The organism is Gilliamella sp. WF3-4, from assembly GCF_001690275.1.
Taxonomy (GTDB): Bacteria; Pseudomonadota; Gammaproteobacteria; order Enterobacterales; family Orbaceae; genus Gilliamella; species Gilliamella apicola_C.
Map to the genome: position 1 here is coordinate 26,920 of NZ_LZGW01000032.1, position 15,914 is coordinate 42,833.

Annotated in this window: 18 protein-coding genes and 1 pseudogene; 15 read left to right on the plus strand and 4 right to left on the minus strand. The window is 30.7% G+C overall.

The features are described 5' to 3' along the window. Positions 1 to 8: 8 nt before the first annotated feature. From A9G47_RS07325 to A9G47_RS07395, 15 genes are all read left to right on the plus strand, one after another. A complete protein-coding gene (locus A9G47_RS07325; RefSeq protein ID WP_065642569.1) occupies positions 9 to 716 on the plus strand; it encodes a hypothetical protein in 708 nt (235 codons plus the stop codon). Positions 717 to 731: 15 nt separating this feature from the next. After that, positions 732 to 1,463, plus strand: a complete 732-nt coding sequence (locus A9G47_RS07330; RefSeq protein WP_218057209.1) for a hypothetical protein — start codon at positions 732 to 734, stop codon at positions 1,461 to 1,463. 1 nt (position 1,464) lies between these two features. Continuing rightward, a complete protein-coding gene (locus A9G47_RS07335) occupies positions 1,465 to 1,992 on the plus strand; it encodes a tail fiber assembly protein (protein ID WP_065642570.1) in 528 nt (175 codons plus the stop codon). A 162-nt stretch (positions 1,993 to 2,154) separates the two neighbouring features. Continuing rightward, a complete protein-coding gene (locus A9G47_RS07340; protein ID WP_065642571.1) occupies positions 2,155 to 2,490 on the plus strand; it encodes a hypothetical protein in 336 nt (111 codons plus the stop codon). After that, positions 2,477 to 2,953 carry a GNAT family N-acetyltransferase gene (locus tag A9G47_RS07345; protein ID WP_065642572.1) on the plus strand — a complete coding sequence of 159 codons (477 nt, stop codon included), beginning with the start codon at positions 2,477 to 2,479 and terminating at the stop codon, positions 2,951 to 2,953. The genes A9G47_RS07340 and A9G47_RS07345 overlap by 14 nt, the downstream gene beginning before the upstream one ends. Positions 2,954 to 2,963: 10 nt before the next feature. Further along, positions 2,964 to 4,565: an AMP-binding protein gene (locus tag A9G47_RS07350; RefSeq protein WP_081303587.1), complete on the plus strand. Its 1,602-nt coding sequence runs from the start codon at positions 2,964 to 2,966 to the stop codon at positions 4,563 to 4,565. Further along, the gene (locus A9G47_RS07355; RefSeq protein WP_065642574.1) at positions 4,558 to 4,815 is read left to right on the plus strand and encodes a phosphopantetheine-binding protein; all 258 of its coding nucleotides are present in this window, start codon (positions 4,558 to 4,560) and stop codon (positions 4,813 to 4,815) included. Before A9G47_RS07350 ends, A9G47_RS07355 begins: the two co-directional genes overlap by 8 nt. A gap of 15 nt (positions 4,816 to 4,830) precedes the next feature. After that, positions 4,831 to 6,258: an alpha/beta hydrolase fold domain-containing protein gene (locus A9G47_RS07360; RefSeq protein ID WP_065642575.1), complete on the plus strand. Its 1,428-nt coding sequence runs from the start codon at positions 4,831 to 4,833 to the stop codon at positions 6,256 to 6,258. Then, on the plus strand, positions 6,255 to 7,271 hold the full coding sequence (locus A9G47_RS07365) for an FAD-binding oxidoreductase (RefSeq protein ID WP_065642576.1): 1,017 nt from the start codon (positions 6,255 to 6,257) through the stop codon (positions 7,269 to 7,271). The genes A9G47_RS07360 and A9G47_RS07365 overlap by 4 nt, the downstream gene beginning before the upstream one ends. Positions 7,272 to 7,287: 16 nt before the next feature. Then, positions 7,288 to 8,046: a PhzF family phenazine biosynthesis protein gene (locus tag A9G47_RS07370; RefSeq protein ID WP_065642577.1), complete on the plus strand. Its 759-nt coding sequence runs from the start codon at positions 7,288 to 7,290 to the stop codon at positions 8,044 to 8,046. A gap of 17 nt (positions 8,047 to 8,063) precedes the next feature. Then, positions 8,064 to 8,459 (plus strand): rhodanese-like domain-containing protein, encoded by a 396-nt coding sequence (locus tag A9G47_RS07375; protein WP_065642578.1) that lies wholly within the window; start codon positions 8,064 to 8,066, stop codon positions 8,457 to 8,459. A 17-nt stretch (positions 8,460 to 8,476) separates the two neighbouring features. Next, positions 8,477 to 9,712: an NAD(P)/FAD-dependent oxidoreductase gene (locus A9G47_RS07380; protein WP_065642579.1), complete on the plus strand. Its 1,236-nt coding sequence runs from the start codon at positions 8,477 to 8,479 to the stop codon at positions 9,710 to 9,712. Between the two features lie 9 nt (positions 9,713 to 9,721). Beyond that, a complete protein-coding gene (locus A9G47_RS07385; protein ID WP_065642580.1) occupies positions 9,722 to 10,624 on the plus strand; it encodes an EamA family transporter in 903 nt (300 codons plus the stop codon). Positions 10,625 to 10,638: 14 nt separating this feature from the next. After that, positions 10,639 to 10,959, plus strand: coding sequence for a 2Fe-2S iron-sulfur cluster-binding protein (locus A9G47_RS07390; protein WP_065642581.1), 321 nt, complete (start codon positions 10,639 to 10,641; stop codon positions 10,957 to 10,959). Between the two features lie 23 nt (positions 10,960 to 10,982). Further along, complete coding sequence (locus A9G47_RS07395; protein WP_081303592.1) at positions 10,983 to 12,221, plus strand: NAD(P)/FAD-dependent oxidoreductase; 1,239 nt, start codon at positions 10,983 to 10,985, stop codon at positions 12,219 to 12,221. A gap of 175 nt (positions 12,222 to 12,396) precedes the next feature. Here the strand turns inward: A9G47_RS07395 and A9G47_RS13975 are convergent. From A9G47_RS13975 to A9G47_RS07415, 4 genes and pseudogenes are all read right to left on the minus strand, one after another. Continuing rightward, a pseudogene (locus A9G47_RS13975) lies at positions 12,397 to 12,523 on the minus strand (IS481 family transposase); the annotation flags it as partial. 40 nt (positions 12,524 to 12,563) lie between these two features. Beyond that, positions 12,564 to 13,648, minus strand: a protein-coding gene (locus tag A9G47_RS07400; protein ID WP_442903244.1) for an IS3 family transposase whose coding sequence is annotated in 2 segments (ribosomal slippage) — positions 12,564 to 13,399 and positions 13,399 to 13,648 — 1,086 coding nt in all. Because the reading frame shifts where the segments join, the coding sequence is not laid out codon by codon here. A gap of 79 nt (positions 13,649 to 13,727) precedes the next feature. Beyond that, entirely contained in the window at positions 13,728 to 15,332 is a 1,605-nt protein-coding gene (locus tag A9G47_RS07410) for a hypothetical protein (protein WP_065642582.1), read from the minus strand. A 48-nt stretch (positions 15,333 to 15,380) separates the two neighbouring features. After that, positions 15,381 to 15,728 (minus strand): hypothetical protein, encoded by a 348-nt coding sequence (locus A9G47_RS07415; RefSeq protein WP_065642583.1) that lies wholly within the window; start codon positions 15,726 to 15,728, stop codon positions 15,381 to 15,383. Between the last annotated feature and the right edge of the window lie 186 nt (positions 15,729 to 15,914).

Genomic DNA, 15,914 nt, shown 5'->3' on the forward strand with positions numbered 1-15,914 from the left:
GGAAGATAATGTATATCTCATTCAGCGAAAAGATCGTGTCGGGGGGTGGTGTGCGGGGTATAGCAAACAAACCTCATTATGAACTTGCTAACAGAACACAATATTTAAAAAGAACAGTCGACACAATTAATACTGCATTAGAGTTTACATTATCTGCATCTGAAGATAATTCAAATTTTGATGCTAAATGTAATCGTATCGAAAATTTAAAAAAACCAGAAAACAAAAATGATGCTGTTAATAAGGAATATGTTGACGGCAATGACGAAAAACTACAAAAACAAGTAAATGAGCTAATCGAAGCCAAGATAGGCTATGAGTCAATTGGTAACTTCAATGATGGATGTACTATAAATACAAGAAATGAAATTGTTTATGATGAACAAACAAAAAAATATTATGCATGGGCAGGTAATTTACCTCATCACGTTTTACCTGAAACTAATGTGACTGATGAAATGAACAACGGAAAGCCGTGGCTAGTCATTGAAAATTCAAACGAGTTTATAGCAAAAATTGAGAGCATTAAACAAATAGCACAAAGTGTAGCTACACAATTCTATGGTTTTAAAAAAGATGGTGCAAAATTGATTTTAGAAACAGCAGGAAATATAGATAACAACATATTAAATATTGAGAACTTTTTAGAATGGGTGATTGCTCCTGGCGGCTGTGAATTTACTGTTAACAATAAAAACTTACTGATGGTTATATAAAAAAGAGAGGTAAAAATGGCGACAATAAACTTAGGTAACATCAGATTTAACTGGTGTGGAACATACAACAGTTCAACAACATATACAAAAGATGACGTTGTTGGTTTTGACGGCTCTGCATTTATCGCAAAAAAAACTGTAAAAAATATCAATCCTAACAGTAATGAATTTTGGGACTTGATGATTGCTGGAGCTGAAAAACCATACATTGTTGGTGAACAAAAGCTAATGGCATTCAGAGCATCAGAACTACCGCATGGCTGGTATTTCCGAAATGGTGATAACTATTTACTCGATTCACCACAAGGTCGAGCGTTAAATAGTTTATCTGCAAACTACAAAGAAGATTACAAAATCACAATCAAAGTAATTAACGGTCAACAATATATCAATGTCCCAACCGCGTTTTCGGATGACGGTAGAGGTTTTTTTGAGCGTGCAGTTAATGGAACTAGCAGGCAAGTTGGTAGCATTGAAAATGATGCAATTCGTAATATCTGGGGACAACTTTATAATGTCATGCAATGGCGTGGAACTGTTGGAGTTGGCGTTTTTCATGTTGGTGAACCGAATACTGCTGGATCGGGATTAAATAACAGACACTCGAATGCAGCCACATATGCTACTGATTCTGATTTTCCGGAACGAACTATAACATTTGACGCATCACGCGTAGCACCTGTTACTAGTGACGACAACAGACCTTTAAATATCGGTATGACACCCGCAATCTATCTTGGAGTTTAATATGATTAATTATTATTTTGATAACACAAATGAGCTAAAACCGTTTACTCATGAACTCGAAGCTAACGATAATACGCTACCGCCTGATAATGCGTTGCGCGTAGAACCAAAATTCAAAGACGGATATTGGCCATGTGAAAAAAACGGCGAGTGGGTTTTAGTTGAGGACCATCGAGAAAAAACAGTATACAACATTGAAACAAAAGCACCCGTTAAGATTGATTATCTGGGTGAGGTTAGAGATGGTTTTACTGAGTTAGAACCATTCGATTTTTGTAAGTGGGATGGCACAAAATGGGTATTGGATAATGATACTAAAAATGAAAGCATTATCAAAAATAATCAATCATTGAAAAACACATTACTCAATGAAGCAAATGAGAAAATATCAATACTACTCGACGCTATTGATTTAGATATGGCTGAAGATGGTGATGACGAAAAATTAAAAAATTGGAAAAAATATAGAATTCTTTTAACTCGTATCGACACATCAAATATAAATGTAATTTTCCCAACAAAACCGTAATTTATTTTCAAATATAGAAATACACGGCGTGGTTAATTATCAATTAATTTAAACAATAATTATCACACGCCGCATCATTTAGATAATCGAATAAAAATTTATTCTATCCATTCTAAAGAAAATGAGAATATAAAAATTCAGATCAGTAATGAAATATCTGCATTGATTACAAAAACATACCAAGGATTAGGTCATAATGATTTAGATCATCAATTAGGTTTTTCAATCATTCATCTTGCAAATGATGGTTGGTATATTTTAAGTATCAAATGGAATAATGCTAATAATATTAGGCATATAGTTTATGAAACTGATGAAAATTTTAAAACACTAAAAAGGCTACAAGATAAAACAATTATAGCTTGTTTATGGGAAGCAAGATTGATTGTGCAAGAAAGTAATTTATGGCAAAAGCATATCTTATCAAATAACCTTCTGACTGTGACAAAAGATGCGGGTGATAAATATTTAAGCGAGGTATTTAATGGAAAACTCTGAATGTATAATTAGAAAAATAGAAAAACAAGACTTAAAAAATCTTATTAAGTTATGTTCTAAACATGCTGATTATGAAGCGTTGTTTTTTGATGAGGACCCTGAATTAATTAAAAGATGGGAACAGCTTTTTTTTAGTGCAAATTCAAAGATATATTGCTGGGTTTGTGTTAACCAAAAAAATCATATTATTGGTTATATGAGTGTTACTATTGATTATTCAACTTGGAGTGCTTTACCTTTCTTATATTTAGATTGTTTGTATTTACAAGAAGAATATAGAAAAAAAGGTTTAGGAAAACGTTTAATTGCTACATTAGAGAATTTTGCATTTGAAAAAAATATAAATTCTATTGAATGGCAAACTCCACCTGATAATATTATCGGTATTAATTTTTATCAAGCAATTGGTGCCAAAGCTTTAGATAAAAAAAGATTTAAATTAATAGTTCCTAAAGTTAAATAAAAGAGAACATATGATGAAGAAACTCATTGCTGATTCGACTAATTTTTTGCAGGATGATTTTTATATTGGAGAGTTATTACATTATGGCAAAGTTAATTGTCCTAATGCTATAGCTGTATCGGATTCAAAATCGAAATTGTCTTTTATAGAACTAGATTTAATGGCAAATACTTATGCTAAAACGTTGAAATATTCATTTGATGTCAAACAAAGTGATGTCGTGTGTGTTGTAGGAAAGAAATCTGTAGAAACAGTAGCTATATTAATTGCCATATGGAAATTAGGCGCTGTTTTTTGTCCAATAGATATCGGTTCAGGAATCGAACGTATTAAATTAATTTCCAGTTTAGTATCACCTAAAATAGTATTAACAGAAAACAATTTGCAAAATGATATCTTTGATGGTTCTGTGATAGTTAAATCATATAAAGATTTATTATTAATAACAAATAATATTAATATTGAGTTAATTCCACATGCTTATAAATCAGATGATTTGTTATATATAATTTATACTTCTGGATCTACTGGCGTGCCAAAAGGAGTAATGATTACTGCTAACTCTTTTAAGAACTATGCCGAGTCTCACCAAAAATGGTTACAATTTGGAATAGGAGATAGAATTGTCAGTTTAACTCCAATTCATTTTGATGTATTTCTTGAAGATACTATTATTCCTCTTGCCAATGGAGCACACGTTTATCAATTTGACACTCTTTATTCTGGTTATTTTCTTAGAAAAATAATAGAAAAGCATCAAGTTACCCATATAATCGCTGTATCTTCTTTACTGGCAATTATTTCTGAAGATATGAATTTCGTTAATAAAAATAAGCTTCCTTATTTAAAGATGCTTATGACCGGTGCAGAAGCTTGTTCAGTAGCCCTAATTAATCAATGGAAAATAGAATTTCAAAATGCAAGAGTCATTAATGCTTATGGTCCAACTGAAACAACAATTGTATCTCATTGTTTTGAAATTAAAGTTATAGACAAAAATTTACAAACAAGTTATCCAATTGGCATGCCTTTAGAAGGAACAAATTGCTTATTATTTGATGATGAAGGTCAGGAAATTTCTGAGCCATATATTCCTGGAGAGTTATTAATTGGTGGACCGCAAGTCATGGCTGGTTATTTTGATGATGATGAATTAACCAAAAAAGTAATTAAAGATATTAATGGAATCAGATTCTACCATACAGGAGATGTTTGTACATTAGATAAAAATGGTAATTATATTTTTATAGAAAGAAATGATTTACAAGTTAAATTAAATGGTAAGCGCTTACATCTCGGATGTATTCATTCGACAGTATTAAACACTGATGGTATTAAGCAATGTGCCTTGGGTATTGTAAAACATAATGGTATTTCATCGATTGGATGTGTTATTGTTGGGGCAAATGAACAAAAATTAGCAGAAATAAAAATGAATTTAAATAATACTATCGATAACCAAATTATGCCCGCAGTATGGGGATTTCTTGATGAATCAATTATTACTCTTAATGGTAAAAGTGATAACAAAAAATTGATGAACTTACTTCAAAATAATGTCATTAATGGCAAAAACGATTTTAACCTAAATGGAAGATGTAACGATGAATGAAAATGAATTTATTGATCAAATTATTAAGACTCATGTTGAAAAATTGAGTGACTCTATTACTTATGATAAAGATACTTTTCTTCATGAATTAGGATTAGATTCTATTACAGTTGTTTCGCTAATAGTTGAAATTGCTGAAAAAAATGATATTGATATTGAGAGTATATATTCTTCATTGATTGTTCCTGAAAAAGTGTCTGATCTGTATGCTTTGGAAAAAACAATGAAAGAAACTGCTAAAATCAATTAAAAAAATATTATAATTATGACTATTACACGCAATAAGAAAAATATACATTTGGCATTGCATCTTATTGAATCAAATCTTTCAAAGAGACTTGATGCCACTTTAAATATTTTATTACCTAAAATTTTTGATTCGTTTTTAAAAGAATGTAACATAAAAAATGTTGAGCACTTTTTTCCTTATATTTTAAATAAAGCAGATATTGCTCATGAAAATATCCATTTTAGTTATGAAGTTAAAATGATTTCAAAAAGTCCCAAAGGAGTACTTAAGATTGTGTATATTAATTCTGATGACGAAGCAAATATACTAAATTTTGAAATGGATAAATATAGAGATTCAGCAGAATATTTCATATATATCGATTTACGTAGTAATTGTCATAATGTTATCCCTACCCCTCAAAATACATTTTATATTGATTTATCAAATTATGTATCTGGTGATTCATTAGGCAAAAAAATAAAAAATTTGCTAATTACTTACTCATCCCAAAAAATAAGTGAATCGGTTCCTCAAATTTGTTTTAATGTAAATGGAGATAAATTTTCATTTAATTGCCCTCAAGTATTATTAAATAATCAACATCAAGTGATGAATAGAGAATTTAGAAATTTGTCTTTTTCTAGAAAAATGCTAGATAAAGGGAACAATAATTCTTTAGATGAAGTAAGAGTAAACGCAAAGAACTCGACTAAACCTTTTGCTATAACTACTAACTCGGTAATTATTTATGATATTGATAATCAAATTCGCCTTTATAAATCCAAATTAGTTTCAAATCAAGACAAAGTTGTAATATCTATTCATGGTGGTGGATTGGTTTTTTATGATCAAGATGTTTTTCATTCTTTGATGATAAAATGCGTTGAAGTAACGAATTTAGACGTTTATAGCTTAGGTTACAATAAATTACCCGAAAACAAAATTGAATATTTAGTTGAAAACCTTTACTTACAAATTGAATTCGTTATTAATCACTGTTCATCTAAAAATATCATTTTTGTTGGTGATAGCATTGGTGGGTGGTTAGCTCTCTATTTTTCTAGAATATTTAGTAAGAAAATTAAAATTTTTTGTTCTCTTATATACCCTGTTTTAGATTTGAATCATTTTTTTCCATCTTACTTAAAATTTAATCAAGGATATTTTTTGGACTTTGAGAAAATGCTTTGGTTTAAATCATTGTCTAGGTATTTTTTTAATTCAAATGAATTTGATCCTTTAAATATGCAAATTGATGATCAAGATCAGATGAATATTCAGATTTTCTCAGGAGGCTGTGATGTCTTATATGATGAAGCAATAATGTTTAAAAATAAATATCCTTTATGTTCTTTTACGAATTTTCATACTCTGCCACATGATTTTATGTTATATGCGGGCTTTTCTAAGACAGCGGAAGAGGCAACTTTGACTATTTTAAGATCTTTAATTACACGATGAATAATAAATTTGATATTACTATTATTGGAAATGGTTTATTGGGAAGTACTTTAGCTTTTTATCTATCTAAGCAAGGGTATAAAGTTTGTATTATAGGGGCCAATTACAGTCATAAGAATAAATATTTTTCATCTCATCAAGATGAAACTAGAATTGTAAGAACATTTCATCATAATAATGAATATTGGCAAGATTTAGCTAAAGAGTCTTTTGATATTTTGAAAAATATTTCTCTTGAAAATCCAAATTTATTTAAAGAGGTTCCAGTAAAGTATTTATTTAAAGATGGTATTTCGTATGATAATCCTTATTTAATAAAAAATGATAGTTATCGTTATAATTATATGGATACTTTTGGTGGTATCTTAAACCCTATCTTATATATTAATTATATGAATGACCATGCAATTAATCTGGGAGCATCGTTGGTCGTCGATGATGTTGTTTCTATAAATTATAAAAATGAGACTTACATTAGCAATGGTGATTTTGGAGAAATTAAATCTGAATGGCTTATTGATTCAAGAGGAATACATGGTGTGACTGAAAATAATAATAATGAATTCATTATTGGTAAGGTTGCAATGTTTTTCAAGTTAACTGATACAAAAAATCATTCTAGTTTTGCTTTTATAGATGAAATAACAGAATCTAAATTAATCAATGATTTTTATGGTATTTGCTATTACAAAAATCAATTTGGAAAATCAATATCGAAAATTTCATTTACTGAAACAACTCCTATTGTTTTAGAACCAAATGCAGTGTCAAATTGGTTTAATGGAGCTTTTCACGAACATCCTATTTTAAACGATGCCGTAACATTAGTTTTATCCAAATTCCCCAATTTTAAGTTAGCTGACTTAAAACCTTGTGCTTTTGTAAAAACTACCGATGGAAAGCCAAGTGTTACTGTTGAAAACAAATTATTAAGAATAAATGGATGTAATGGAATGTTAGCAAAAGCTGTTATTGCTTTCTCGAAAAATATTATAAATCGATATTTTAGTTAATAAATGGTAAATGCAAATGAATAACATCATAAAAAAAAGTTCATTAAGTTTATTTGGAAATAATCTTCAAAATGGAAATCCTACATCAGTTTATGAACTAAATATGTGGATATCTGACAATGATATTTATTCTATTGTTTTTAACGAGGTTTATGAAGAAATTACTTTTTTTGTACGGGATAAACATGATATTTCAATCCGTTGGTTTTCTCGTATTAAAGAACTTCCTTTATGTGGACATGGAGCATTAGCAGTAGCTCATGTACTTTATGATTTTTTACCTAAAGGAGCTTTGATCAATATTTCTAATTTAAAAGATAAATTATGGTTATTTGCAGATAATCGAAAACCATACATAGTTCTAAAAATAAATAACATATTCTCTTATACCAGCAATGAAAATATAGTTAACTATCCTTTTTTAGCTTTTTTTAATTGTGGTAGAGATTTATTGATGTTGGTTTCATGTTATGAAGATGTTTTAAATTTTGATGCCACACTTATAGCCTGGGAGTCTCATAATTTCGTAGGTTTTATTATAGCCTCGAAACCCAATAAAGGTGTTGTATATTTTAGATTTTTTGCACCCAGGGCTGGAATTTCTGAAGATAGAGCTTCTGCTTCTGTTATTCCTTCTTTAATTCAATGTTCTTTGTTGTTTGATTCAAATGTAAATGATTTGGAGTATGTTCAGTTGTCAGGATCTGATGTAAGTTTTAATGTGTTTAGTAAAAATGATTTAGTTTATATCTCTGGTAATATTTTTGAAATTTAATTATTAAAGGAGTTTTTATGAGTATCGAACAAATGATTCATTATCAATCAAAATTATCTTATGAATTAGATTCAGCAGATTTATTTTCAGCAATTAGTAAGAAGGAAAATATAGTAATTATAGATGCCAGATCACCTCAATCTTATAAAAAAGAGCATATACCTAGTTCTATTAATTTATGGCATAAAGATATGTCGTTTCATTCAACTGAGCATTTAGATAAATGTAAAACATATATTTGTTATTGTGATGGAATTGGATGTAACGCTTCTACAAAGGCCTGCATAAAATTATTAACTTTGGGATTTAATGTCAAAGAATTGATTGGTGGGTTGGATTGGTGGAAAAGAGATGGTTTTGCTACTGAAGGAGATGAGTCTCAATCAGGCACCGAAATTGATTGCGGCTGTTAATTTATAAGAGAAAAAATATGAATAAGAATAATTTGAACTTCATAATTGTTGGAGCCAGTATTGCTGGTTGTTCAGCTGCCATAATGTTGAAAAAAAATGGTGCACTAGTTACAATAATTGAACGATCTGAATCTATTGATTCATATAAAAAACTATGTACCCATTTTATACAACCAATTTCGACTCCAATCTTGCAAGAGATTGGTTTATTGGATTTTGTTAAAGAAAACGGGTTAAAAAGCAAGGCTAAATTTTATACCCCTGCGGGGGTAATTGAAAGTTCTGGACCATATTCCGATAAAGAAACTTCAACGGAAAGTTATGCATATAATATAGAACGTTCAGTATTAGATCCTGAATTAAGAAAAATATTATTAGAACATGATATTGAATTGAAAATGAATGCTTCCTTTAAAGAGGTTACTATTGCTGAAGATCATTGCATAGTTACAATAGATGATAATGGTAAAAACACTAAATTAGAATGCGATGTTTTAATTGCAGCAGATGGAAGAACATCTAGCGTTTCGAAATTTTGCAATTTTCAACAGCAAGAATTTCAAAATGATAGACTAACAATATTTGCATATTTTGAAGGATACCCATTTGGAGAATTAGAAACTCATCAATCTCATTTTGTTATTGATGGGAATGATATGGGTTTCATTTATCCTTTAAAAAAAGGTAAAGTATTACTATCTTGGTATTATGATAACAAATCAGAAAATAAACCTTCTAATCAAGAGGACAGGATAAAATTTATATTAGAAAAAATGAGTAATGCCTTTCCAGATTTCTCTTTTGACTCGTTAAAATGCATCAGTAATGTTTACGGGTATAATCATTTTCCCAATCAACTAAGAAATCCAATATCTAAAAATATTGCACTTATTGGCGACGCATGTGCATCAGTTGATCCTCTTAGTGGAGTCGGTTGCTCTATGGCGTTGAAGTCAGCATCACTGCTTACTGAAGCTTATATTAGTTTTAAACAAGATGGAGTTTCATTTCTTGATGAATATTTAAAAAAATATCAAGAGGAAATTATGCCTCATCTTAATGGTATTATTGCTGACTCAAGAATTAATTATAATCAAACCAAAGAATCAATTCAAAAAAAATATTTACCTATTATTAGAGATAAATCACTTCGCGATGATTATCTTAATTTAACAGGAAGGCTTATTTATCCTAAAGATTTTCAAAAGAGATACTTGTTCAGTTCAATTAAACAATCCAAAACTCATATTTAAGGAATTTTTATGTTTTATTCTGCTAGTGCTATATTCTTATATTGCCTTACTACCGCTTTAGGGGCTGTTTGGATATCATTTGCTTTTACTGGATTAAGTGGATTTACAGTAACATTTTTCACTTTAACAATTGCATTTGTTATTTTTTCAGTTATACAAAAATTAAAAAATAAAGGGAAAAATATTTATTGGTTAAGTCTTTTATACCCATATCGAATTTTTGAATTAAATATTTTAACTTTATTTAGTTGGCTCTTTGCTTTTTTGGCTCTCTATAACATAGAAGCATCAATAGAGTGCGCGTTATTTCAAGGTGCTTTACCTTTAGGTGTCTTATTATGTGAGTTATTCTCTAAAAAAACAAAGCTACTCAGTTTGAGAGTTTTAGGGGTTTCATTAATAACAATTAGCTTAATTATTTTGGTGGTATTTAGAGTTAGAATTAATCAGGCAGCAATCGATTTTACTCAACAACAAATTTATTTAGGGGCATTTTTAGCTTTTGCTGGTGGTATTTCAGCCGGATTTTATGCTTATAGATCTTCTGGACTTTATGCTAAATCAAGGTGTTCCACGATGGATATACTTTGTAATAGGTTTTTTTTACTAATTTTAATAACAGGAATCATTGCTTCACAAGAAATTATATCAATTTTTAGTGGTGAAATAGAATTACCATTTAAATTACTAATATTATCATTGATATCAGTAGTAATTCCTGTTTTTGCACTGCAATATTCAATTGAAAAAATTGGTCCAGCCAGAGTATCAATTATAACACCAACTATACCCATTATTGCTCTTGCTATCGAGCATTTTACTGCTGGATGGAATTCAATTTTAATACCAGCATCTATCGGTGTAACAAGTTTGTGTCTAATTTTAGCAAATGTTTGGATGAAACGTAAATAATTTGGAGTAATTTAATGATTAAAGTAAAATTTATAGATAGTATGGGTAAATCTAGTGTGGTTGATGTTGCTATTGGTGAAAATCTCATGCAAGCAGCCGTTAGAGAAAACATACCTGGGATAGATGCATTTTGTGGAGGAAGCTGTGCTTGTGCTACTTGTGTTATAAATATTGATAGTACTTTTGCTGATAAAATTCCACCAGCATTACAAGATGAAAAAGATGTTTTAGAATTTACCGATAACAAAACAGATTATTCCAGATTGTCTTGCCAAGTTATAGCAATTGCTGAACTTAACGGCTTAGTGGTTCATGTGCCAAGTAATCGGAGTTAACATTATTTTTTGGAGAGCAATTCTTGATTAAAACAATTGTAATAATTGGAGGTGGACATGCGGGTTTTCATATGGCCAGCTCTTTAAGGCAGAATGGGTTTCATGGGCGAATTATTCTCATTGAAAAGCAACCATTTTACCCTTATCAAAGACCTCCCTTATCTAAATCATACTTATGTGGAGACATAAAATTAGAGCAACTTTTTTTCCGGAACGAACATTTTTATAAAACTAATAAAATTGAACTTATATTTGGTGAAGTAACCGCTATTCTTAAAGAAAAAAAAGCTGTTGTATGCAATAACCAAATGGTGTTTTACGATGAATTAGTTTTAGCATTAGGATCAGTACCGAAAAAACTTGAGCTATATAATAAGTTTAATAATGTTTATTATATAGCTGATTTACATTCTACTGAGATTTTGAAAAAAAAATTAACAGAAGTCAAAGATGTTGTTATTGTAGGAGGTGGATTTGTTGGACTTGAGTTTGCCTGCATTGCAAATAAGCTCGGTATAAATACTCATGTGATCGTAAAAAATAATAAATTGTTAAGTCGTTCTGTTTCTAATAATCTCTCTGAAATTATAAGAAATAAACATATTAGTGATGGAATTCAAATTAATTTTGAGAGTTCTATTGATAAAATTTTAATTTCAAATAACTCAATTTATAAAGTAAAACTATCTACCAGTCATGAAATAAAATCTGATATCATTATTGTAGGAATTGGTTCAATAGTTAATGATGGAATTGCTTTTTCTTCTGGTTTAAAAACCGATAATGGCATTGTTGTAAATGAATATCTATGTACAAGCGATCCGAATATTTATGCAATTGGTGATTGTGCCAGTTTTTTAACTGAACTGAATGAATATTCAAGATTAGAGTCAGTTCAAAATGCGGTTGATCAAGCAAAATATTTATCATCTTGGCTAACAGGACATCATAAGGATAAATATAAAAGTTTTCCTTGGTTTTGGTCTGACCAAGGTGAAATGAAAATCCAAATTGCTGGAAATGTAAAACAAGGAAACTATAGTGTATTAAAAGGATGTCCAACAAATACTTGCTATGTTAACTATTGTTTTAACAAAAAAACATTAGTTGCAGTTGAAACTATTAACTCAACACTTGTACATATGGCAGCAAGACAACTTTTTACTCAGAATTCAAATAATTTACCTGATCTTTATGAATTACAAAAATACTCTTTTGATTTAGTTAAGCTTGTTAAAGAAAAGAATAAACATAATATTTAAGTTCACTGATAATTAAAAGATCTTGTCGTTTTAAATTATCAATTTATAAGCTGACTGATAAATCATAGAAATACTTTACTCTCTATTTAGGTAGTAAAGTGTTTTTTATGATGTTAAATGTACTAGCTCAAATCTAATCTGACAGTTACCAGTTTTTAATCAGGTGTCTGTCAGATTAAATTTGGTTCAGATTTTTCTCTTCCCAGATCCGTTTTCCATCAAGTAATGTTTCCATTGACGTTCGACCGCAGCATATTTTTCTCCTGATGAGTACGTTCATTATTGTAATAATGTAACCAGTCTGTAAATATCCCAAACTTAGTACACAACTCACGTAGAAAATCATGCTGCTTGTTTTAGTGTTTTATACTCAATCGGTGTCATGTTATTTAATGCCTCATGCGGCCTTTCGGTGTTATAAACCGTTAACCATTCTTCGGTTATTCTCCTTGCTTGTGCTAAGTTGTTAAAAAGATATAAATCGAGTACCTCAGTGCGATAGGTACGATTAAATCGTTCAATATAGCCATTTTGATATGGGCTACCGGGCTGGATATAATCAATGGTTATATCATGTGATTTAGCCCAGTTTATAAAGGTTTTTCCTGTAAATTCTGGCCCATTATCGACCCGTATTTTTAATGGATACCCATGATATTCGGCCAGTTTATCTAAGTAACGGGTAATCCTTCCTGCCGGTAAGCTTACTGCAATATCAATCCCTAACGCCTCACGATTAAAGTCATCGATGACATTGAATGTTCTAAAGCGGCGTTGATTACGGCTACTGTCACTCATAAAATCCATTGACCAACATTCACCTTGTTTATTGGGGACTAATAACCTTTCTGGGCATCGTGGAGGAATGCGTTTTTTACGCTTTACCCTGAGATTAAGCTTTAATTCACAATACACCCGATATACCCGTTTATGATTCCATTGATAGCCGAGCTTTCTGATACGATTAAAACATTTAGGAAAGCCCCAGCGTAAATGCCTATCTGTGATAGTATTCAGCGCCGAAATAATTACGGAGTCATCCTGCAACTTAGGTTGATAATAGTAAGCACAACGGCTTAAGCCAACAATGGCACAACTCATAACAATAGTAATCGAATGATTTTGTTGTAGTTGCTGTGCCCACGTTTTACGTGCCCCAGTTGGCACTAAAGCTTTTTTATGATTTCTTCCTGAAGCTGGGATTTTAAGCTCAGTTCGGCAAACATCTGTTTAAGCTTGCGGTTTTCCGCCTCCAGCTCCTTTAAGCGTTTGATATCCGACGTTTCCATTCCGCCGTATTTTTCTCGCCATTTATAGAAAGTTGAATTACCCATGCCATATTTACGGCACAGTTCTTTAACAGGAATACCTGCCTCTGCTTCTTTTAAAATAGCGACGATTTGATGTTCAGTCATTTTTTTCATCATTAAATCCTCTTTTACTTTTATCATAGAGAATTTTCTACTTTTTTGCTGTACTATTTTAGGGGATAGTTACATAATATCACTAAAGTCTATCTATCTGAGTTTTGCTGAATGGCCATACTTCGGTAGCGGTAAATTCATTCATAAACTCACTCAAAGAAATACATGTGAATTCTTTTATTTTAATTGCCGCCATTGTTTGATACAGAGTAATCATGGCGTAACCAGCAACATTTAGTTTTGATGTACAATTAAATTTATAAGAAAAATGCTTCTCTACTTCTTCAATATTATCAAGCACCCAATTATATTTTTTTATGAATTTAGCACTATAACTTTTTGGGCCATATGTAAATTTTGACAAGTCATCAAGGTGCATTCTAGGTTCTGTTGCAAACCCAACTTGTTTAACTTCTATTATTACTAATAATTTTTGATCCTCATGAAAGCCTAAAAAATCTATTTCGCCGATTTCATCTGGAACCTTTAATCTATTATTCTTACTGAGATTTAAAGCTTTAATCGAAGAAGATCCTTTTATACCAATTGTATTTAGATTTTGCTCTACTACTTTCTCGAACCAACGGCCAGCTTTAAGGGATAAGACATCAAGAGATTTTTTCACGCGTTTAGAACACCATTCAGGCGGAAGTTTCTTGAATGGCACATCGCAAATAAGCAGATTTAGACACTCTAAAGCCATGCGGCGAGAGAAATAGACACAATTAACCCCATCGATTGAATTTTTAAAAAATGCTCGTTTATATGCACGATACTCCTGTTTTGGGCGAAATAATTCACGCTCCTCCAAATTTTCACTACTCAAGCAAAACCCATTAAGTATTAATTCAGCCTGTGATAATGTGATACTTAAACGGTTTGCAATTTCACGGATCGCTACTTGCCATTTGAATTTACCCAAAGCTTCTGGATTAGCACTATCGCTACAAGTCTCGATAATCCCCAATAATGTGCCTATCAAATCTTTATAGCTAACCCCTAATTTGTCGACAAAGCTTTCATTTAATATATCATCATGCGCATGAATATCTTGGAGGAACATTGGAAATCGAATATATTTTTCAAGATCACAGGCGGATTTACGTATATCAAAATTAAGAATGCCATCTTGTTCCACATTGAAATACGTGTATTTTTCTGGATTGAGCGTTAATGTGAGTTCATCTAGGAAACTATTATAATGCTCACTTCTCATGTAAAGGCTTACTAATTCTTCAGCAGCAATAAATACCATTGAGATAGCATATTCCCGATCTTCTTGGGCGCTTGCAACTTTGCTAAGCTCCATTTTAGAACGACAACACAACTCTAGGAGATACTTGATACCCCGCCTAGAATAGGCTGCATAGGATGCCCAAAACTCTTCATCATCTTTAGAAAGTTTGTTGTTTTTGTAGGCATCTGCAACTTTTCCATAACGTTCATATTCAGCCGCCAAAAAAATTATAAAACTTCGAGGGTCCACTTTTGGAAAGTATTCATCCAAAATTTCATAGTACTGGGCATATATCAGATTAACAATTTTAACAATTTCTGACTTATCTGTGTATGTGCCAGGTTGAAAATGCTTAAACACAGATTCTTTTATTCTTGTGTAAACTCTTTCCTCATGCTCATAGCTTGCTCTGAAAATCTCAATACCACCAACCTTGCGGATTATTAGCACAAATACCTCCTTAATTAAATTCAGTCTATCACTATTTTATACAACCTATTATTTTTCATTATTAATTATGGCTGTAACTGCTTTTCGGATTGAAAAGGGTCTTATCTCATCATTTGAGAACTTTACTTTATAGCAAACAGTTTCAAACCAATCTCCATTATTATTACGTCGCTCATTTCCAACAATGAAAGCTACAATTTCACGTCCATTAAATTCCCAACTTGGAGAACAATTACAATACCTCTTATATAGATCTTTTAAATCTTCAAAAAAATTACCCTCAGTAATTAGTCCAGCTTCTTTTACCTCTGGTCGCCTATCCAGAAAATAACTTATTGCCTTTTCTTTTTTTGGAAAATCATGTCTATTAATTGTTACAGGCTTAGCTTTTCCCATATTTAAACTCCCTTTGTAATAATCAAAAATTAAGAAAAATGAATTTCCATTATTGGTAATTACTAATTTAATTGCAAATTACATAACACGTACCTTGTTTTGAAAATTCAAGTCAATTTCAATTTTATATTAATTTAATGTTAAATTGATTATTTTAAACTAAAGACTAAATATATATATATAGCA